The sequence below is a fragment of the Amycolatopsis heterodermiae genome, from assembly GCF_034929455.1.
In the GTDB taxonomy this organism is placed as follows: Bacteria; Actinomycetota; Actinomycetes; order Mycobacteriales; family Pseudonocardiaceae; genus Amycolatopsis; species Amycolatopsis heterodermiae.
Genome location: NZ_JAYFSI010000007.1, coordinates 230176 through 248212 on the forward strand (window position 1 = coordinate 230176; position 18037 = coordinate 248212).

The following is an 18037-nucleotide window of genomic DNA, read 5'->3' on the forward strand; positions in this document are numbered from 1 at the left end:
TGGCGGCCGGCACGATGGCGCCCGCCGCCATCGGTGCCGGCCTGCTGTCGAATGAGGTCAGCGATTCCGTCGACGCCATTTCCGCGCAGCTCGCCGCCGCCGATCCGCCCCTGACGACCACGGTGACCGACCGCGACGGCGCCCCGATCGCGACGCTCTATTCGCAGTACCGGCTGCCGGTCACCGCGGCCGGGATCGCGACGACGATGAAGGCCGCGATCATCGGCGTCGAGGACCGCCGCTTCTACACCGAAGGCGGCGTCGACCTGCAGGGCATGGCCCGCGCGGCGGTCAACGACAGCGCCGGCGGGTCGCTGCAGGGCGCGTCGACGATCACGCAGCAGTACGTCAAGAACTACCTCGTGAACGTCGTCGACCGGACCGATCCGGTGGCCCAGCAGGCCGACCGCGAGGATTCGCTGGCGCGCAAGCTGCGCGAGGCGAAAATGGCCGTCCAGCTCAACGACACGATGAGCAAGGACGACATTCTGGCCAGTTACCTCAACGTGGTCGAATTCAGCGGAACCGTGTACGGGGTCGGCGCCGCGGCAAAAGCGTACTTCGGGACTACCGCGGACAAACTGACCGTGCCGCAGGCCGCGCTGCTCGCCGGAATGGTGAACAACCCGAGCATCTACAACCCGTACTCGCACCCGGACAAGGCGACCCAGCGCCGCAACACGGTGATCGACGACATGGTCACCAACGGCTCGATCCCCGCGTCCTACGCCGCGACGGCCAAGGCGGCCCCGCTCGGCCTCCTCGCCGGCGGCCCGGTCACCCCGTCCGGCACGTGCATGGGCGCGGCCCCGGACGCCGGGTTCTTCTGCGCCTACGCGGAAAGCTACCTCGCGCACGCCGGCTTCACGCCGGACCAGCTGGCCACCGGCGGGTACACGATCAAGACCACTTTGGACCCCCGCGTCTCGCAGGTGACGAAGGACGCCGTCGACGCCAACGTGCCGACCACCCAGGACGGCGTGGCCAACACCTTCGCCGTCGTGCAGCCGGGCGCGAACGGGCACCAGGTGCTCGCCATGGTCGCCAACCGGAACTTCGGCACCGACCCGGCCCAGGGCGAGACGTCGACGGACATCGTCGCCGACGCGAGCAACGAGTTCGGCGCGGGCTCGTCGTTCAAGATCTTCACCTCGGCCGCGGCCCTCGTCACCGGCAAGGCGGGCCTGCAGACGCCGCTGCCGAACCCGGACAGCCAGTGCTTCACGCCGCCGAACGCGAACAGCCACACGGCCTGCTACACCGTCCACAACGACGGCCACTACGCCGATCCGATCACCCTGGCCGACGGGCTCGCGACGTCGCCGAACGTCGCGTTCGTCGGGCTCGAGAACCAGGTCGGCATGCCGACGGTGCTCGACATGGCGCGGAAGCTGGGGCTGCGGAACACCCTCGCGACCAACGACGCGGGTGCCGCGCCCGACCCGAAGTCGCCGAGCCCGCAGTACAACGAGCCGCAGTCGCAGTACTTCCAGAACCTGCTGTCGTTCACCCTCGGCAACAGCCCGGTCAGCCCGCTGGAGATGGCGAACGTGTCGGCGACGCTGATGAGCGGCGGCGTCTGGTGCCCGCCGAACCCGATCCTGTCGGTCACCGACCGGAACGGCAACGCCGTGCCGGTGCCGCAGCAAGCGTGCGAGCAGGTCATCCCCGCGGGCGTCGCGAACACGCTCGAAGCGGGCCTGAGCAAGGACACCACGGACGGCACCTCGGCCCAGGCCGCCCACGCGGCCGGCTGGACCCGCCCGGACATCGGCAAGACGGGGACGACCCAGCAGAGCGAATCGGTCGCGTTCGTCGGCGGCGTCGACGGCTACGCCGTGTCGTCCATGGTGTTCGCCGACGGCTCCCACCCGCGGGAGATCTGCCCCGGCAATCCCGTGCACCTGGGCAACTGCGGTCACGGCGCGTTCGGCGGCACGGTCGCCGCGCCGCCGTACTTCCACGCGATGAGCCAGCTGCTGGCCGGGGTGCCGGACCAGCCGATCCCCGGGCCGGACCCGGCCTACCTGACCGCCCGTTCGTAAGCCGTCAAAGTTCCCGGCGGTGTCCTTCGGCGTACCGCACGAGATCGTCGTGGGTCTGCGGCTCGCCGTGGAAGAACTCGTCGCGGTCACGGCCCATGCTTTCGCCCACCAGGCGGGAGAGGGTCAGCAGGGCCGACAGCGGCCGGTGGTTGACCACGATCTCGTCGACCTGACCGGCCTCGTTGCGGTGGAACGTGCCGACACCGGTGATCGGCCGGCCGTCGACGGTCGCGGTGTACTCCAGCACGGTGCGGTCGCCGACGTCGTGCCGGTAGCGCGGGGTGAAGTCGCGGTAGAAGCCGACCACCGTGCGGATCTGCCGGGTGACCGCGTCGGCGCCGCGCAGGCTGCCGTTCATGATCGAGCCGGCCAGCAGCACGTCGGGCGCGAGATCGCGCAGGAACCAGGGGTCGTCGGGCATGAGCGTTCCCTTCCCTCGAAGAGCGCGGGCGCGCGCTCGTCCAGGAGCTGGTGAACACGACCCTCTTCGGCGTGCGCGACGATCCCGGGCAGACTACCTGGCCGACCCGGCCCGCAGGTCTCTGCTTCTACGACGCGTCGCCCAACAAGACGTGCGGCAACGTGTCCCGGAAGTAGGGCCCCTTACCGCGGTTCGAGGAACACGAGCGGGATCTCCCGCTCGGTCTTCGTCTGGTAGTTCGCGTAGTTCTTGTAGTCGGCCGTGATCTTCGGCCACAGCCGGGCCCGCTCCTCGCCGTCGGCGATCCGGGCGAGCATCGGCCGCCGCGGCGCGCCCTTCACCGAGACCTCGACGTCCGGGTTGTCGCGCAGGTTCAGGAACCACGCGGGGTGCGTGTCGTCGCCACCGCGCGAGGCGACCACGACCAGCGCGTCACCCTCCTGGTGCGGCGAGGTCAGCATGACCGACCGCTGCTGCCCGCTCTTGCGGCCGACGGTGGTCAGCTCCAGGACCGGCATGGCGGCGACGTTCCAGCCCCGCCGCCCGCCGGTGAGCTTGACCAGACCGCGGTGGACGGCGTTCATCGCTTTGAGGCTGAAGTCGCTCGGCATGATCTTCAATCTAGTCCCGGGCACCGCCGCCGTCGCGGTACGGGTCGAATGTCCGCTTCGCCCGGAACCCGGCCGGACGGGTTTGCCGAAACCCCCACGGACCGTCCCGCCGGTGTGCCACGCTCCCCCGCGAACGCAGGACCGACAGGAGAGATGACCGATGCTGATCTGGGGCTACCGCACGAGGATCTTCGTGCTGGCGATGACGACGTTCCTCTGCGGCCGCTGCGGCAACCCCGCCTCGCACGCCGTCCGCAAGTCGGTCACGAAGTTCACGCTCTTCTTCATCCCGCTGTTCCCGATCCACGTGAAGTACACCGCGCAGTGCACGTTCTGCGGGATCGAGAACCGGATCCCGAAGGAGGACGCCGTCCGGCTGCAGGCGCAGGAGGAGCAGGCGCAGCAGCAGGCCGCCCAGCCCTACCCGCAGCACCCGTCGCAGCCGCAGCACCCGTCGCAGGGATTCGCGCAGCCGCAGGGCTTCCAGCCGCCGCACCCGTCCCAGCCGCAGGGTTTCCCGCAGCCGGGCCGGCACCCCCAGCAGGGCGAGTTCCCGCAGCAGGGCCGCTGAAGATCAGGCTTTGACGGGCGCGCAGGCGCGGACCCGGCGCGCGATCCCGGCCGCGGTCGCGGCGAACCGGCCGTGGACCGCGGCCAGCAGCACGACGTCGACCGCGGCGCCGAGCCGGTCACGGCCGCCGGCCCACGCGCGCAGTTCCCGTTCGGCCGCTTCGACGTCCGCGACGGCGTCATCGAGCCCACTCTCCGCGCCGGGCTCGACCAGGATCCGCCGCAGCTCCCGGGCGGTGGTCACGGCGTGCGCGCCCAGCCGCGCGAACGCGGGCCGCGCGTCCGGTGGCACCCGGCCCGCGAGCTCGGCGGCAAGACCACCCATACGAGTGAGATCCGCGGCGGTGTGGACGGCGGCCACGACCGCCTTCACGTCCGCCTCGTGCGGGGCGTGCAGCGCCAGCAGCGCGCACGCCTGGTCCTCGCACGCGGCACCGAGCGCGGCCGCCGCTGCGGCCTGTTCGCCCAGCGTGTGACCGTTTTCGAGCAGGGCACGCGAGGCCTCTTCGAACGCGCTCGCGGTCAGGGTGCACAGGTCCGCCAGCCGGTGGGCCAGCGTGACGAGCTCCTTCTCCAACGCCGTCGGCATGGCGGCACCCAACCACCCCGGACCGGGGACGGCATCTTGTCGCCCGGCCCGGAACTGTCGGTCCCCTGTGCTCTCCTCGTCGGCGAGAGCGGTGCACCCCGCACCCGAGGAGACGGAGGAACCCGATGGCAGGCGAAACGCTGGTCACGGTGGTCGGAAACCTGACGGCGGACCCGGAGCTGCGGTTCACGCCCGCCGGCGCCGCGGTAGCGAACTTCACGGTGGCTTCCACGCCGCGCACGTTCGACCGCGAATCCGGCCAATGGCGTGACGGTGACGCGATGTTCCTGCGCTGCAGCCTGTGGCGGCAGTACGCGGAGAACGTCGCGGAGTCGCTCGGGCGCGGCACGCGCGTGGTCGTCCACGGACGGCTGAGACAGCGGTCGTTCGACACGAAGGAGGGCGAGAAGCGCACCGTGCTGGAGCTGGAGGTCGACGAGATCGGCCCGTCGCTGCGGTACGCCACGGCGAAGGTGACCAAGGCCGCCCGGGTCACCGGCGGTGACGGGAGCAGCGCCTGGACACCGGAACCGGTGGCCGCCGGGGTGGGAGAGCCTCCGTTCTGACCCCATCCTCGCCCGGTCCCCCTCCGAACAACCGTTGACACGGAATCGAGCCCGCCTGGACCGGCGCGAGTGACGATGAGGGGAACGCTCTGGCCGGGCCGCCGCCGTCCGCGATGTCGAAATCCCGTCATCCGGTTCGACGCGTGAGTGAGGCCGAACCACGAGCGGGAGGGACCGACATGGACGGGAACGAGCAGCCACCGGCAACGGTCACGCGCCCCTCGGTGAACCACCGCATGCTGGCGATGCTCCGGGCGGTCGGGGCCGGGCGGGGCCGGGTGTCCTGCAGCAGCGAACCCGACCTCTTCATCGACGGGCTGTCGTGCGGCGACCAGTTCGCCGCGCACACGCTGGCCCACCTGGGCCTGGTGCGCGCGGCCGGCCCGGGGCGGCCGGGCGAGCTGGTGCCGGCGGTGCTGACGGCGGCAGGCCAGGCGATCATCAGCGGAGAGCAGCGGCCCGCCGCCTGAGGCGGCCGAGGTGTTTGACAACTCCAGAACGCGAAGGATCCGCGGCCGCGACTACCGTGGCGGGCATGAGCAACATCGAGGCCGACCCCGCCGAGCTCGCCTGCGGCGACCGGCCCGCGACGGCCGACCCGGACCGCCCGGCCGTCGAGGTCCTCACCCCGCGCGAGGTCCCGCTGGGCGGCCCGCGGGCGATGCGGGTGCGGCGGACGCTGCCCCAGCGGGCCCGCTCGCTGATCGGCGCCTGGTGCTTCGCCGACCACTACGGCCCGGACGAGGTCGCCGGAGCCGGCGCGATGGACGTCGCCCCGCACCCGCACACCGGCCTGCAGACGGTGAGCTGGCTGTTCGCCGGCGAGATCGAGCACCGCGACAGCATGGGCACGCACGCGATGGTCCGCCCCGGCGAGCTCAACCTGATGACCGGCGGCCACGGCATCTGCCACTCGGAGGTCTCGACGGCGGCCACGAAGACCCTGCACGGCGTCCAGCTCTGGGTGGCCCTGCCCGAACGCCACCGCCACACGGCCCGCGACTTCCAGCACTACGTGCCGTCGGTGAACCGGATCGAAGGCGCCGAGATCCGGGTGTTCCTCGGCTCGCTGGCCGGACGCACGTCCCCGATCCCGGCGTTCACCCCGCTGCTGGGCGCGGAACTGGTCCTGAACCCGGACGCCCACATGTCCCTGGGCGTAGACCCCACCTTCGAGCACGGCGTCCTGGTGGACACGGGCACGGTAACGGTCGACGGCACCCAGGTCCACGCAGCAGAGCTGGGCTACATCGGCACCGGCGTACGAAGCCTGACGCTGAGCAACAACGGACCCGCGCCCGCACGCTTCCTCCTGCTGGGCGGCACCCCGTTCGACGAAGAGATCCTGATGTGGTGGAACTTCGTCGGCCGCACGCACGAAGAGATAGCGACCTACCGCGAAGCATGGCAAGCGGAATCCGACCAGTTCGGCACCGTCACGGGCTACACAGGCACCCCCCAACGCCTGCCGGCCCCGGAACTACCCGCCGTCCGCATCAAACCCCGCCACAACCCACCCCGCTGACCCACCCCAGACCCTCACACCATCCGCAGTGCCTCACCCGATGCCACCGCCAAACTCAGCCACCCCACACACGCGACGAGCAGCACCGCCTAAGCCAATCGCTTGCCACGGCGAGCATCGCGCTACCCGGTGACCATCGCCTCAAAGGCGGCACCCGCTGTCACAGCCAGCACCGCACGCGGCAGCCCCAAAGCCGGCCCCTCAGCGCAAGACCTCACCCTCCCGAGCCAGATAAGCCTCCAAAGTCGCCAGCCGATGCCCCCGAGCAAACTGCTCGACCTCCCCCGGATCGCCCCCGGTCTCGATCAGGTCCAGCAGCCGGTCGTGCTCCTCCACCGACCGCGGCGCCCGCCCCGGCACCGACGAGAACGTGCTGTCGCGGACCGCGGCGAGCCGGGTCCAGCAGCGCTGCACCAGCTCGACCAGGTTCGGGTTCGGGCAGGCGCTGAACAGCACCTCGTGGAACTCCGCGTTCAGCGCGGTGAACGCCAGCGGGTCGAACTCGGCGAGGCTGCGGCGCATCCGGTCGTTGAGCGCGCGGGCCCGCGCGAGCGTCTCGGGCGTGAGCAGCGGCGCGGCGAGCCCGGTGGCCGCGCCTTCGACGATCGCCACCGTCTGCATGGCGTGCCGGTAGGCGGCCGGGTCGATGGCGATCACCCGGGCCCCGACGTTCCGCTCGAACTCGATCAGCTCCTCGGCCTCGAGCCGGCGCAGGGCCTCGCGCACCGGCACCGCGCTGACGTCCAGTTCGCGGCCGATCTGGTCGAGCACCAGCCGGTACCCGGGCCCGTAGCTGCCGTCGACGATCCGGGCCTTGATCGTCTCGTAGGCCAGCTGGGACTTGGTGACTGCGGGCCTTCCCGAGGACGCGCTGATCATGTAGGAAACCATATATGGTCCCGCCCACGGACGAAGCCCAGGAGGCCCTGCCGATGCCGACGACCCCGACGGCCGCCGACCTGATCGTCGGCGGGCTGCGCGCCCACGGCGTCGACACCGTGTTCGGCCTGCCCGGCGTGCAGACCTACGACCTGTTCGACAGCCTGGCCCGCGCCGGCGACATCCGGGTGATCGGCGCGCGGCACGAGCAGACCGTGGCGTACATGGCGTTCGGGTACGCGCAGGCGACCGGCCGGACCGGCGTCTACACGGTCGTGCCGGGGCCCGGCGTCCTCAACGCGTCGGCCGCGATGCTCTCGGCGCACGGGGCCAGCGCACCGGTGCTGTGCCTGACCAGCGAGATCCCGCGCGCCTACCTCGGCCGCGGGCTCGGGCACCTCCACGAGATGCCCGACCAGCTCGCCACCCTCCGGACGATCACCAAGTGGTCGGCGCTGATCGAGCACCCATCCGAGGTCCCGGACGCCTTGGCGACGGCGTTCCGGGAAGCCGCGGGCGGGCGGCCGCGGCCGGTCTCGCTGGCCGTCCCGTGGGACGTGCTGGGCCTGCGCGCCCCCGCCGAGGTGGCCGGCCCGCTGCCACTGCCCCGCCCGATCGTCGATCCGGAGGCCATCGACGAGGCCGCGGACCTGCTGGCCGGCGCCAAGAACCCGATGATCATGGTGGGCGGCGGCGCCCGGCACGCGGCCGCCGCGGTCCGCGCGCTGGCCGAGCGGCTGCAGGCGCCGGTGGTGCCGTTCCGGGGCGGGCGCGGCATCGTCGGCGACGACCACCCGCTCGGCTTCACCTGCGTGTCCGGGTTCGAGCGGTGGCCCGAGACCGACGTCGTGATCGGCATCGGGTCACGGATGGAACTGTCCTGGTTCCGCTGGCCGGAGAAGCCGGCGGGCCTGAAGACCATCCTGCTCGACATCGACCCGCGGCAGGCGACCCGGCTCGAGGCGGACGTCGCGATCGTCGCGGACGCGGGTGACGCCGCGGCGGCGCTGGCCGAAGCCGTCGGTCCACAACGGACGGACCGGACCGAGGAGTTCACCACGCTGAAAACGACCGTGGCCGAACGGTTCTCCGACGTCGGCCCGGAGCTGGAGTACCTCCGCGCGATCCGGGACGTGCTGCCCCGCGACGGTTTCTTCGTCGAGGAGATCTGCCAGGTCGGCTTCGCGTCGTACTTCGGGTTCGAGGTCTACACGCCACGCACGTTCGTGACGTGCGGCCACCAGGGCACGCTCGGCTTCGGCTACCCGACGGCGCTCGGTGTGCAGGCCGCGTTCCCCGGCCGTCCGGTGGTTTCGGTGGCCGGCGACGGCGGCTTCATGTTCGCCGCGCAGGAGCTCGCCACGGCCGTCCAATATGGACTCAACGTCGTCGCGGTGGTGTTCGACAACGGCTACTACGGCAACGTCCACCTCGACCAGGAGCGGCTGTTCGAGGGCCGGGCGCTGGGCGGGCAGCTGCGCAACCCGGACTTCGCCCGCCTGGCCGAGACGTTCGGCGCGCTCGGCCTCACCGCCCGCACTCCGGACGACCTGCGGAGTGCGCTCGACAAGGCGTTCGCCTCGGGCCGGCCGGCGCTGGTGCACGTGCCGTGCGAGCTGGGCGTCGGCGCGTCGCCGTGGAAGTACCTGATGCCGAAGTCGGACCGCAGCTAGCCGGCGGCCACCCGCTCCAGCGCGCCGAAGACCCGCTCGACGTCGGCCGCGGTCGTCCGCCAGTTGCTGAACGCGGCGCGCAGGGCCGGGCGGCCGTCGTAGACCGTCGGGGTCAGGAAGGTGGTGCCGTCCCTGGCGATCTTGTCGACCAGCGCGTCGACCCGGGCCTGGGTCACGTCCCCGGCCAGGGTGAAGCAGACGACGTTGAGCCGCACCGGCGCGAGCAGCTGCCAGTGCGGCGAGCCGTCGACCCGCCGGCCGAGGTCGCGGGCCAGGGCGACACAGCGCTCGACGATCTCGCGGTGCCCGTCGCGGCCGTAGGCGACGAGCGAGAACCAGGCGGGCAGGGCGCGCAGCCGCCGGGAGTTCTCCGGCGTGAGGTGCAGGAAGTCCGGGGTCTCGCCGATCTCGCCGAGGTAGGCCGCGTTGTTGCTGAACACCCGCAGCTGCAGGTCGCGGCGCCGGGTGAACTGGACGGCCGAGTCGTAGGGCACGTTGAGCCACTTGTGCAGGTCGACGACGACGGAGTCGGCCTGGTCGAGGCCCGCGGTCAGCGCGGCGTGCTCCGGTGCCAGCGCGGCGAACCCGCCGAACGCGGCGTCGACGTGCAGCCAGAAGTCGTGCCGCTCCTTGAGCGCCGCGATCGCGCGCAGGTCGTCGAAGTCGACGGTGTTGACGGTGCCCGCGTTCGCGACGACGATCGCCGGCCCGCCCAGCGCCCCGAGCATCTCGTCGAGCTTCGCGACGTCGACGGCTTCACGCCCCGGCAGCACCGGCACCTTCCGCAGGGCGGAGCGGCCCATCCCCAGGAACGACAGGGCTTTGGAGATGCTCGAATGCGGCGAGCCCGACAGCACGGCGACCGGCCCAAGAGCGGCGGCCCCCGCTTCCGAGACGGCCACCCCGGCCCGCTCGCCGAGCCACTCACGCGCGATGGCGAGACCGGTCACGGTGGACATCGTGGCGCCGGTGACGAACGCGCCGGAGAACTCCGCACCCAGCCCGAAGAGCTCGCCGAGCCACCCGACGGTCTCGCGTTCCAGGTCCTGCGCCGAGGAGTCCATACCGCTGGCGGGGTTCTGGTCGTAGGCCGAGGTGAGCCAGTCCCCCGCAAGCGACGCCGGTGTCGCCCCACCGGTCACGAACCCGAGGTAACGAGGCCCGGCGCTGGCGGCAAACCCAGGCTCCCACCGCTGCGCAAACTCTTCGAGCGCACCCCGGCCCCCAACCCCCACCCCAGGCAACGGCGCGGGAACCACCACACCGGGCGGCACGGCAGCCGCCCGATCCCCCAGCCCGGCCAGTGCCTCCCCGGCGAGTTTCCGAGTGGCATCAAGAAGATCGGGCAAAGAACGCAAGTCATCGGCAAGCCTCGGGTCCATTCCCCGACGCTAAACGCTCCCCGGAACCCCTGTCGCGGACCAATCCCCCAAAACTGGCCCCTAACCCCACACCAACTCCCCACCACACGTGCCGCCTCCCCACCACACGAGTCGCCCCCCAATCACACGAGTCGCCCCGCAGTCACCCGTGTCGCCCTCCAAACACCCGTGCCGACTCCCCAAACACGCGTGCCGACCCTCCAAACACACGCGATGCCCGGCCAATCACATGCGATGCCCCTCCGAACATGCGCGATGCCTCCCCACACACGCGCGATGCCCCTCGCAGCGCAAGCGCACTCCATCGCGCTCGTCGCTATTCCAACACGCGAGCCGGAAGAGGCACGGCGACTGAAGATCGGCCTCCAGCACAAAGATCCAAAGCCAGTCAGTGCTTCTCCGCTCCACAGGCCAGAGCGACCGGATCAGCCCAGCCCTCGCCGGCCACCTGCCGACACTGGCGTACCGACCGAGACCAACCGGATCAGCCCCGGCTACCAGCGGCCCGGCAGCCCGAACGAGGCCCAACCACCCCGGATGCGGCCCGAGAACCCCAGTACCTCGGCAACCCGAACCGATCACCGGCGCAGAAGCCGCCGAACCCGTCCCTCGGCCGGGTCGAAGTTGACCCGGCGCAACGGCCCCGTCAGCAGCAACACCACCACCATCGCGGACAGCGCCGCCATCACCATCGCGGCCACGAACTGGGCCGCGCCGGACGTCGCCGTCGCGAGGACCGCATAGCCCGCCAGTACCAGCGCGAGCGGGGCCAACAGCGCGATCAGCACCGGGACCAGCGGCACGCGGTCACCGTCGGGGCGGCGGGCGGAGACCACCGCCGCCCCGGCGCAGGTGACCGCGGCGACCAGGAGGCAGCCGCCGACGGTGTCGCTCAACCGGTGCCAGCCCAGCGCCACGGCCGCGGCCGAGACCCAGGCGACGCCGAGCCCGCCGGCCACCAGGACCTGGGGACGAAAGCGGCGGGGCAGGACGATCGCGAGCGCCACCAGCACGGCCATCGCCGCGCTGACGTGCCCGCTGGGAAAGCTGTTGTGGCTCGCCACCCCGAACCGGTCACCCGTCAGGGGCCGGTCCAGGACGTACAGCTTGAGCAGCTGCGCCACCACCAGCGGGGCCGCGAGCAGCAGCAGGGCCGTCACGCCGAGCGCGAACCGGCGCCGCACCAGGGAGAGCACCACGAGCAGCACCGCGACCCCGCCGAGCGCGACCACCAGGTCCAGGTCCCGCAACGGGGCCGCCCAGGCCACCGTCGAGCCCGCGGACTGGGCGCTGCGGACAACGCCGTTTTCGACGCCGCGGCCGGCTTCGGTGCGGACGAAGAGCAGGTAGGCCGCGACGAAGGCGAGGGCGAACCCGGCCGTGCCCGCGACGAGCACGGCGGTGCGGGACGCGGCCCGCGTCACGAGCGCGTGACGGGCGGAACCGCTGGTGGACGTGGGTGCCTCGGAGTACATCACTGCCATGTCCCCGAGTCTGGAGCCGGCATTTCGAGATCCCGTCAGCACGATGTCATGGTTTTGCTACAAGATCGGCTCGGGTCGCCACGACGTGCCCTTTTCCGAATAATGGCGCCGTGGCCGAGGTACTGGTGGTAGAAGACGACGCGGCGGTGCGGGAAGGACTGGAACTGGCCCTGCGCCGGCAGGGACACGTCGTGCACACCGCGGAATCCGGCGAGGCCGGCATCGAACTGCTCGTGCTCCGCAGACCCGACATCGTCGTGCTCGACCTGATGCTCCCCGGCATGGACGGCTTCGAGACCTGCCGCCGGATGCGGGCGTCGGGGCCGATCCCGATCGTCATGCTCACCGCGCGCAGCGACGACTTCGACATCGTCGCCGGGCTGGAGGCCGGCGCGGACGACTACGTGGTCAAGCCGGTCGAGCCCCGGGTGCTGGACGCGCGGATCCGCGCCGTGCTGCGCCGCGCCGTCAGCGAACGGCCCACCGAGCAGCCGGAGCCCGAGGAACGCCACGGCGACCTGGTGATCGACCGGGCCGGGCTCGAGGTCACGAAGGGCGGCACGCCCGTCTCGCTGACCCCGACCGAGCTGAAGCTGCTGCTGGAGCTGTCCCGCACGCCCGGCCAGGTCTACAGCCGCCAGCAGATCCTCACCGCGGTGTGGGACCACGACTACCTCGGCGACTCGCGCCTGGTCGACGCCTGCGTGCAGCGGCTGCGCGCGAAGATCGAGGACGTCCCGGCGAAACCGGAGCACGTGCAGACCGTCCGCGGGTTCGGCTACCGGTTCGGCCGGTCGTGACGTCGCGCGTCCGGGCTTGGCTCACCGGGCTGAGACCCCGGCTGGTCGCGTCCTTCGCGGTGATCATGATCATCGGCGCCACCGCGGCGGCCGGCGCCAGCTACGTCTCCGCGCGCAACGCCATCCTGGGCGGCTTCCAGGACCAGACGATGCTGAACCTGCGCGACCAGATCGCCGCGTACCTGCCGACCGTGACCCTGCCGCCGACCCAGGCGACGCTCGACGCGTTCGGCACGGCCCTCAAGTCCAGCAACGCCGTCGTCGTCTACCACGGCATGCGCTCGGGGGCGGGCATCGATCCCCGCAGCGTGCCCGCCGACCTGCGCCGGGCCGTGTCCACCAGCACGAGGATCCAGTTCCAGCGGGTCGACGACCTGGGCTACCCGCAGTTCTTCGTCGGGATCCCGGTGCAGACCGGGACGAGCGGCCAGTTGAGCGGCCTCGAGGTCTACACGATGGCGACGCTGACCCAGCAGCAGGCCTCGATCGACGCGCTGTCCACGACGGCCTGGCAGACCTCGGCGCTCGCGCTCCCGTTCGCGGTGGTGCTGGCGCTGCTGGCCGCGCGCCAGGTGCTGCGGCCGGTGCGCGCGCTGAACAAGGCGGCCGGCGAGCTCGGCCAGGGCAAGCTGGACGTCCGGCTGCGCGTGACGGGGTCCGACGAGCTGGCCCGGCTGGTCACGACGTTCAACAACACCGCCGCGGAGCTGGAGCGCACGGTCGGCACGCTGCGCACCATGGAAGCCGACGCACGCCGGTTCGTCGCCGACGTCTCGCACGAGCTGCGCACCCCGCTGGCGGCGATGAACGCGGTCACCGACGTCCTCGACGAGGACGCCGAGCAGCTGCCACCGGACACCGCGGTCGCGGCGCGGCTGGTGTCGGCGGAGACGCGGCGGCTGACCCGGCTGGTGCAGGACCTGATCGAGATCTCCCGGTTCGACGCCGGGCGCGCGGAGCTGCGGCGGGAGGAGCTGGACGTCGCCGCCGCGGTCACCGACAGCCTGGCCGCGCGGGGCTGGGCACCCGGCACCGACGTGGTCGCCGACCTGCCGGCCGGTGTCACGGCGCGGCTCGACCGGCGGCGGCTCGACATCGTCGTCGCGAACCTGGTCGGCAACGCCCTGCGCCACGGCGCGCCGCCGGTCGAGGTGGCGCTGCGGGCGGAGCGCGGTGACGTCGTCCTCACCGTCGCCGACCACGGGCCGGGCATCCCCGAAGCGATGCTCTCGCAGGTGTTCGACCGCTTCACCAAGGCCGACACGGCCCGCGCCCGGTCGGAGGGCAGCGGGCTCGGGCTGTCCATCGCGCGGGAGAACGCGCGGCTGCACGGCGGCGACATCGTCGCGGCCAACACCGGCAGCGGCGCCCGGTTCGAGCTGCGCCTGCCCCGGGAGGCGTGGTGAAGAAGCTCCTCGTCCTGGCCGCGGTGCTCCTGGTGAGCGCGTGCGGGGTCAAGCCGACGCCGGTGGTCGCCGCCGGGCCCGCGCCGACGCTGCGGAACCCGGCGGCCGACGGCCGCGGCGGCGACCTGATCCTCTACTTCGTCCTCGACGGGCGGGTGGCGCCGGTGACGCGGTCGACCGGCGCCACAGCGAGCGTCACGACGGCGCTGACGGCGCTGCTGGACGGCCCGACCTCCGCCGAGTCGTCCGACGGGTACGTGACCGTGCTCCCGCCGGAGTCCGGGCCGATCGCGCTGGCTCCCGGGGGCCCGACGGTGATCAACTTGTCGTTCCCGCTGAAACAGCTGACGCCGATCGCGACCAACCAGCTGGTCTGCACGGCGCTCGCGGCGCTGGCCGCCGAAGGCAGCTACGTCGACGGCGGCGCCATCACGCTCAGCGGGTCGGACGTCCAGCTCCCGTCGCAGACCTGTCAGGCCTTCTGAGCTGCCCCGAAGCCGTGCATGACGGCCTGGATCGCCCGGAGGCCGACCTCGGCTTCCGGGCGGCGGGGCCGCCCGTGGTCGTCGAGGTTGGCGTGCAGGGCGGCCTGCACCCCGCCGATCACCGCGCCGGCGATGGTCGCCGCCTCCGGGAGATCGAGTCCCGGGTGGGTCTCGCAGAGCGCGCGGGCCCAGGTGTCCCCGACCTGACCGCTCACCTGCGCAAGCGCCGGGTACCGCCAGGAAGGTTGGCCACGGGGCCGAGCTGGCCGGGCCGGATCGCCCACGACCAGGCGTCCTCGGCCTGCTCGACCATGCCCTCACCTGCGAGCACGACCTGCCCGCACTTCCTCGCGTCGGTGGCTCAGCCGGGGTAGGGCCGGGCCGCGCGCGCTTCGGCCAGCGAGCGCGCCCACCACTCGAGCTGGTCCAGCAGGGCCTTCGCCGCGACAGCCGCACCTTCGTCGGTGGGGACGCCGTCATCGTCGAACCGCGTGCGCGCGCCGTGGAAGCTGACCGTCTCGCGGATGGTGACCGCGTGCAGCTCGGCGAACACCGCCCGCAGGTGCTCGACCGCGCGCAGGCCACCGGAAATCCCGCCGTAGGACACGAACCCGACCGGCTTGGCGGCCCATTCGCCCCGGTGCCAGTCGATGGCGTTCTTGAGCGACGCCGGATAGCTGTGGTTGTACTCCGGAGTGACTACGACGAACGCGTCGGCGGCCTCGAGCCGCGGCGTCACCGCCGACCCGGACGCCGGCATCGCCAGCGGCAGGTCGGGCTCCGCGAGGTCGACGACCTCGACGTCGAACCCGCCGTGGTCACGCGCGACGCCGGCCAGCCAGCCCGCCACCACCGGGCCGAACCGTCCTTCCCGGACACTTCCCACGATCACCGCGACCCGCACGGGAGCTTCGGACACGCTTCCTCCTTGACACAGCGGCGTTGTTGCCGTCCGGGTCAGGATCGAACCTCAAGCTCGCTTGAAGTCAAGCGCGCGGCTGTGGTTGGCTGGGCGCATGGTGAACGCCACGGCCAGGAAGCTGCCCGACCTCACCGTCGGCGAACTGTCCCGGCGCAGCGGAGTGCCCGCGTCGGCCCTGCGGTTCTACGAGGACGAGGGACTCATCCGCAGCCGGCGCACCGCCGGCAACCAGCGCCGCTACTGCCGCGACGCGCTGCGGCGGGTGACGTTCATCCGGATGTCGCAGCGGGTCGGGATGCCGCTGTCGGCGATCCGCGAGGTGCTCGCACTGCTGCCCGACGACCGCACCCCCACGCGCGCCGACTGGGCCCGGATCTCCCGCTGCTGGCAGGAGGACCTGAACGCGCGGATCCGCCAGATGGAACAGCTGCGCGACCAGCTCGACGACTGCATCGGCTGTGGCTGCATGTCCCTGTCGAAGTGCCGGCTCGCCAACCCGGGCGACCGGCTGGGCGCCGAAGGCCCGGGGCCGCAACGGCTCCCGGACCACCGCGGCGACGGTTACGAGGACTGACGCTCCAGCAGCCCGCGGACGAACAGCGCCTGCCCGGCGTGCTGGATGTCGTCGTCGATCACGCTGACCAGCCGCACGCCGAGCGTGACCGGCGGGTCCCACGCCTCGTCGACGACCTTGTCGAGCGCCTGGCCGTCGAGGCCCTGGACGTATTTGAGGGTCTGCTCGTGCACCGCGTCGTAGTACCCGGTGAGCAGCTCGGCGTCGTCGACCCGGACCGCTTCAACGTCGGAGGGGCGGTGCCCGAAGCCGGTGTCGCCCGCCGGGAACGGCAGGCCGAACCGGGTGACCCAGTCCTGGGCGGTCCACACCTGCTCGACCCCGGCCACGTCGGCGACGTGGTCGTCCTGGACCCGGGTCAGGTGCCAGACGAGCCAGGCGATCGAGTTGGCCTCGGCGTCGAGGCGGGCCCCGAGCTGCTCGGCGGTGAGACCCTCCACCGCCGCGTGCACGGAGCCCTGGACCCTGCTGAAGCCGTCTGTGAGCAGATCGGCCACGTTCATCGGCTTGCCCTCCCCGTTCGCGGACACCGGTGTGCCGGCGTGCCATCGATCATGCACGCCGGCACCGGTGGTGGCTAGCGGGGCAGCAGCTGGTCGAAGAACGAGCGGTAGCGCCGCAGCGCGAGACGCAGGTCCTCGGTGGCCGGCTCGCCGTGGCGCCACTGGCCTTCCAGCTCGCTCTTGTGCTCGGCGAACGTCGTGGCCAGCGCGCTGATCACGCCCGCGACCAGCTCGTCCGCCTCGCGGACGGCCTTCTGCGGGTCGTCGACGAACCCGACCTGCACGTTCTGCCAGCGGTCGCGGAAACCGGTGATCTTCTCCTCGTCGATCAGCGGCTGCTCGTCGTCGCCGGTGTCGTTCGACGGCCGGGCGGACTGGGGCGCGGCACCCGCGTCGGCGGCGTCCGTGGTGTCCACAGTGTTCGTGGTGTCCACCGGGTCCGCAGCGTCCACGGTGTCCGTGCCGGTCGCGGTGCCGGTGTCGTCCGTGCCGTGCGCCGGCCGGTTCGAGGCCGACGCCAGGTCGGCGGTGCTCAGGGCGTGGTCGCCGTCGTGCTCCTCGGCCACCGGCTCGCGGAAGTCCGCGCCGCCGTCGTGCTCGGCGAGCCCGCCGGTCTCGCGCACATCACCCTCGCGGGCGAAGTCGTCATCGTGTTCGGCGCTGTGCCGGGTCAGGTGATCGGTCATGGTCAGCGTCCTCCGTTCCACTCGGTCCGCGGCTGCGCGGCTGCTTCACGCTCGGGCAGGACGCCGTCGCGGTCTCGTACCTTGTCGCCGCGGTCGTGCTCGGTGCGGTCGTGCTCGACACGGTCGTGCTCAGTGCTTTCGTGCTCGGCGCTCTCGACGCGCTCGCTGTGGTCGTGACCGTTGGCGTGGTCGTGACCGTTGCGGCGGTCGTGGTGGTCGTCGTCGCGACGGGCGTCGTCCGCGTTGTCGGTGCCGTCCGAGCCGTCGGTCAGCAGGTCCTCGAACACGGTGCGGTAGTGCACCATCGCGTCCCGGAGCTCCTCAGTGGACGCTCCGCTGCGCTCGTGCTGCGTCGCGTGGGCGGCGCGGTAGTGCTCGAGCGTCTTGGCGTGCCGGACCGAGAGGTCGGACAGCTGCTGCTCGTAGCCTTCGGTCGGGTAGCCGCGCTCGGCCATCAGGGCGACCAGGAGACGGTCGGCCTCGGTGACCGCGCTGGCGGGGTGGTCGACGAACTTTTCCTGTACCTGCGCCCATTCCCGGGTGTACCGCTCGCGCGCCGACGCCGAAAGCGGCCGGATGTCGAGCTCCTTGTGGCGGCGTTCCCGCTCGGCCAGTTCACGCTGGGCGGCCCGCGGGCTGTCCTTCTCCTCGACCGTCCGGTCGTACTCCGGTCCGAACCGCTGCTGCAGGCGTTTCCGCTGCATCTCCTGCGTCACCAGCCAGATCACGGCGCCGAGCACCGCGACGGCCACGACGACGATCACGACGATCAGCCATGTGGGCATCGCACAAAACTCCTTAAAGGATGTCGAGCTCCCCGATATGCCAAGGGTTCCCGCCCCGGCAGCTCCGAAACCCGTTGGCACGGGCGGACTTCCCGATTCGGCCGTCCGGCGGTGCCGGTACCGCCGGATGC

22 protein-coding genes are annotated in these 18037 nt (G+C 72.0%); 11 read left to right on the top strand and 11 right to left on the bottom strand.

The features are described 5' to 3' along the window. Window positions 1–14: 14 nt before the first annotated feature. Window positions 15–2045 carry a transglycosylase domain-containing protein gene (locus VA596_RS28790; RefSeq protein ID WP_323331309.1) on the top strand — a complete coding sequence of 677 codons (2031 nt, stop codon included), beginning with the start codon at window positions 15–17 and terminating at the stop codon, window positions 2043–2045. A gap of 4 nt (window positions 2046–2049) precedes the next feature. Here VA596_RS28790 and VA596_RS28795 read toward each other — a convergent pair whose 3' ends face one another. Further along, window positions 2050–2466, bottom strand: coding sequence for a hypothetical protein (locus VA596_RS28795; protein WP_323331310.1), 417 nt, complete (start codon window positions 2464–2466; stop codon window positions 2050–2052). Window positions 2467–2516: 50 nt separating this feature from the next. Here VA596_RS28795 and VA596_RS28800 point away from each other — a divergent pair, with 50 nt between their 5' ends. Further along, window positions 2517–2642 carry a hypothetical protein gene (locus VA596_RS28800; protein WP_323331311.1) on the top strand — a complete coding sequence of 42 codons (126 nt, stop codon included), beginning with the start codon at window positions 2517–2519 and terminating at the stop codon, window positions 2640–2642. A gap of 6 nt (window positions 2643–2648) precedes the next feature. Here the strand turns inward: VA596_RS28800 and VA596_RS28805 are convergent, their stop codons facing one another. Beyond that, window positions 2649–3077 carry a nitroreductase/quinone reductase family protein gene (locus tag VA596_RS28805; protein WP_323331312.1) on the bottom strand — a complete coding sequence of 143 codons (429 nt, stop codon included), beginning with the start codon at window positions 3075–3077 and terminating at the stop codon, window positions 2649–2651. A gap of 160 nt (window positions 3078–3237) precedes the next feature. Here VA596_RS28805 and VA596_RS28810 point away from each other — a divergent pair, with 160 nt between their 5' ends. After that, window positions 3238–3648 (top strand): zinc-ribbon domain-containing protein, encoded by a 411-nt coding sequence (locus tag VA596_RS28810; protein ID WP_323331313.1) that lies wholly within the window; start codon window positions 3238–3240, stop codon window positions 3646–3648. A gap of 3 nt (window positions 3649–3651) precedes the next feature. Here VA596_RS28810 and VA596_RS28815 read toward each other — a convergent pair whose 3' ends face one another. Further along, a complete protein-coding gene (locus VA596_RS28815; RefSeq protein WP_323331314.1) occupies window positions 3652–4236 on the bottom strand; it encodes a phosphate uptake regulator PhoU in 585 nt (194 codons plus the stop codon). Window positions 4237–4361: 125 nt separating this feature from the next. Here VA596_RS28815 and VA596_RS28820 point away from each other — a divergent pair, with 125 nt between their 5' ends. The 3 genes from VA596_RS28820 to VA596_RS28830 all read left to right on the top strand — a co-directional run bounded on the left by VA596_RS28820 (window position 4362) and on the right by VA596_RS28830 (window position 6327). Next, window positions 4362–4802, top strand: a complete 441-nt coding sequence (locus VA596_RS28820) for a single-stranded DNA-binding protein (protein ID WP_323331315.1) — start codon at window positions 4362–4364, stop codon at window positions 4800–4802. A gap of 179 nt (window positions 4803–4981) precedes the next feature. Beyond that, window positions 4982–5272, top strand: coding sequence for a hypothetical protein (locus VA596_RS28825; protein WP_323331316.1), 291 nt, complete (start codon window positions 4982–4984; stop codon window positions 5270–5272). Between the two features lie 65 nt (window positions 5273–5337). Next, complete coding sequence (locus VA596_RS28830) at window positions 5338–6327, top strand: pirin family protein (RefSeq protein ID WP_323331317.1); 990 nt, start codon at window positions 5338–5340, stop codon at window positions 6325–6327. A gap of 201 nt (window positions 6328–6528) precedes the next feature. On the opposite strand, the gene VA596_RS28835 is transcribed toward VA596_RS28830, so the two are convergent. Continuing rightward, window positions 6529–7218, bottom strand: a complete 690-nt coding sequence (locus VA596_RS28835) for a GntR family transcriptional regulator (RefSeq protein WP_323331318.1) — start codon at window positions 7216–7218, stop codon at window positions 6529–6531. 2 nt (window positions 7219–7220) lie between these two features. Between VA596_RS28835 and VA596_RS28840 the strand changes: the two genes are divergently transcribed. Further along, window positions 7221–8879 carry a thiamine pyrophosphate-dependent enzyme gene (locus VA596_RS28840; RefSeq protein ID WP_323331319.1) on the top strand — a complete coding sequence of 553 codons (1659 nt, stop codon included), beginning with the start codon at window positions 7221–7223 and terminating at the stop codon, window positions 8877–8879. Here the strand turns inward: VA596_RS28840 and VA596_RS28845 are convergent. Both VA596_RS28845 and VA596_RS28850 read right to left on the bottom strand, forming a co-directional pair. After that, window positions 8876–10021: a pyridoxal phosphate-dependent decarboxylase family protein gene (locus VA596_RS28845; protein ID WP_323331320.1), complete on the bottom strand. Its 1146-nt coding sequence runs from the start codon at window positions 10019–10021 to the stop codon at window positions 8876–8878. The genes VA596_RS28840 and VA596_RS28845 overlap by 4 nt on opposite strands. Window positions 10022–10839: 818 nt before the next feature. Beyond that, the gene (locus tag VA596_RS28850) at window positions 10840–11745 is read right to left on the bottom strand and encodes a phosphatase PAP2 family protein (protein WP_323331321.1); all 906 of its coding nucleotides are present in this window, start codon (window positions 11743–11745) and stop codon (window positions 10840–10842) included. Between the two features lie 110 nt (window positions 11746–11855). Here VA596_RS28850 and VA596_RS28855 point away from each other — a divergent pair, with 110 nt between their 5' ends. The 3 genes from VA596_RS28855 (at window position 11856) to VA596_RS28865 (ending at window position 14436) form a co-directional block, all read left to right on the top strand. Then, a complete protein-coding gene (locus VA596_RS28855) occupies window positions 11856–12545 on the top strand; it encodes a response regulator transcription factor (RefSeq protein ID WP_323331322.1) in 690 nt (229 codons plus the stop codon). A gap of 65 nt (window positions 12546–12610) precedes the next feature. Further along, window positions 12611–13951: an ATP-binding protein gene (locus VA596_RS28860; RefSeq protein ID WP_410171938.1), complete on the top strand. Its 1341-nt coding sequence runs from the start codon at window positions 12611–12613 to the stop codon at window positions 13949–13951. Then, window positions 13948–14436 carry a hypothetical protein gene (locus tag VA596_RS28865; RefSeq protein ID WP_323331324.1) on the top strand — a complete coding sequence of 163 codons (489 nt, stop codon included), beginning with the start codon at window positions 13948–13950 and terminating at the stop codon, window positions 14434–14436. Before VA596_RS28860 ends, VA596_RS28865 begins: the two co-directional genes overlap by 4 nt. On the opposite strand, the gene VA596_RS28870 is transcribed toward VA596_RS28865, so the two are convergent. Continuing rightward, complete coding sequence (locus VA596_RS28870) at window positions 14424–14651, bottom strand: hypothetical protein (protein ID WP_323331325.1); 228 nt, start codon at window positions 14649–14651, stop codon at window positions 14424–14426. The genes VA596_RS28865 and VA596_RS28870 overlap by 13 nt on opposite strands. A gap of 146 nt (window positions 14652–14797) precedes the next feature. Continuing rightward, window positions 14798–15355, bottom strand: a complete 558-nt coding sequence (locus VA596_RS28875; protein WP_323331326.1) for an NADPH-dependent FMN reductase — start codon at window positions 15353–15355, stop codon at window positions 14798–14800. Window positions 15356–15452: 97 nt separating this feature from the next. Here VA596_RS28875 and soxR point away from each other — a divergent pair, with 97 nt between their 5' ends. Beyond that, window positions 15453–15932 carry a redox-sensitive transcriptional activator SoxR gene (gene soxR / locus VA596_RS28880; RefSeq protein ID WP_323331327.1) on the top strand — a complete coding sequence of 160 codons (480 nt, stop codon included), beginning with the start codon at window positions 15453–15455 and terminating at the stop codon, window positions 15930–15932. Here the strand turns inward: soxR and VA596_RS28885 are convergent. The 3 genes from VA596_RS28885 to VA596_RS28895 all read right to left on the bottom strand — a co-directional run bounded on the left by VA596_RS28885 (window position 15920) and on the right by VA596_RS28895 (window position 17906). After that, entirely contained in the window at window positions 15920–16435 is a 516-nt protein-coding gene (locus VA596_RS28885) for a mycothiol transferase (protein WP_323331328.1), read from the bottom strand. The genes soxR and VA596_RS28885 overlap by 13 nt on opposite strands. A gap of 74 nt (window positions 16436–16509) precedes the next feature. Further along, a complete protein-coding gene (locus VA596_RS28890; protein ID WP_323331329.1) occupies window positions 16510–17121 on the bottom strand; it encodes a hypothetical protein in 612 nt (203 codons plus the stop codon). A 2-nt stretch (window positions 17122–17123) separates the two neighbouring features. Further along, window positions 17124–17906 (bottom strand): hypothetical protein, encoded by a 783-nt coding sequence (locus VA596_RS28895; RefSeq protein ID WP_323331330.1) that lies wholly within the window; start codon window positions 17904–17906, stop codon window positions 17124–17126. Between the last annotated feature and the right edge of the window lie 131 nt (window positions 17907–18037).

Excerpts from the sequence above, each read along its gene's own strand:
- VA596_RS28815 (WP_323331314.1), bottom strand. The coding sequence starts at position 4,236 with ATGCCGACGGCGTTGGAGAAGGAGCTCGTCACGCTGGCCCACCGGCTG.
- VA596_RS28805 (WP_323331312.1), bottom strand. The coding sequence starts at position 3,077 with ATGCCGAGCGACTTCAGCCTCAAAGCGATGAACGCCGTCCACCGCGGT.
- VA596_RS28795 (WP_323331310.1), bottom strand. The coding sequence starts at position 2,466 with ATGCCCGACGACCCCTGGTTCCTGCGCGATCTCGCGCCCGACGTGCTG.
- VA596_RS28825 (WP_323331316.1), top strand. The coding sequence starts at position 4,982 with ATGGACGGGAACGAGCAGCCACCGGCAACGGTCACGCGCCCCTCGGTG.
- VA596_RS28885 (WP_323331328.1), bottom strand. The coding sequence starts at position 16,435 with ATGAACGTGGCCGATCTGCTCACAGACGGCTTCAGCAGGGTCCAGGGC.
- VA596_RS28835 (WP_323331318.1), bottom strand. The coding sequence starts at position 7,218 with ATGGTTTCCTACATGATCAGCGCGTCCTCGGGAAGGCCCGCAGTCACC.
- VA596_RS28850 (WP_323331321.1), bottom strand. The coding sequence starts at position 11,745 with ATGGCAGTGATGTACTCCGAGGCACCCACGTCCACCAGCGGTTCCGCC.
- VA596_RS28890 (WP_323331329.1), bottom strand. The coding sequence starts at position 17,121 with ATGACCGATCACCTGACCCGGCACAGCGCCGAACACGATGACGACTTC.
- VA596_RS28820 (WP_323331315.1), top strand. The coding sequence starts at position 4,362 with ATGGCAGGCGAAACGCTGGTCACGGTGGTCGGAAACCTGACGGCGGAC.
- VA596_RS28895 (WP_323331330.1), bottom strand. The coding sequence starts at position 17,906 with ATGCCCACATGGCTGATCGTCGTGATCGTCGTCGTGGCCGTCGCGGTG.
- soxR (WP_323331327.1), top strand. The coding sequence starts at position 15,453 with ATGGTGAACGCCACGGCCAGGAAGCTGCCCGACCTCACCGTCGGCGAA.
- VA596_RS28830 (WP_323331317.1), top strand. The coding sequence starts at position 5,338 with ATGAGCAACATCGAGGCCGACCCCGCCGAGCTCGCCTGCGGCGACCGG.
- VA596_RS28860 (WP_410171938.1), top strand. The coding sequence starts at position 12,611 with ATGATCATCGGCGCCACCGCGGCGGCCGGCGCCAGCTACGTCTCCGCG.
- VA596_RS28790 (WP_323331309.1), top strand. The coding sequence starts at position 15 with ATGGCGCCCGCCGCCATCGGTGCCGGCCTGCTGTCGAATGAGGTCAGC.
- VA596_RS28810 (WP_323331313.1), top strand. The coding sequence starts at position 3,238 with ATGCTGATCTGGGGCTACCGCACGAGGATCTTCGTGCTGGCGATGACG.
- VA596_RS28840 (WP_323331319.1), top strand. The coding sequence starts at position 7,221 with ATGGTCCCGCCCACGGACGAAGCCCAGGAGGCCCTGCCGATGCCGACG.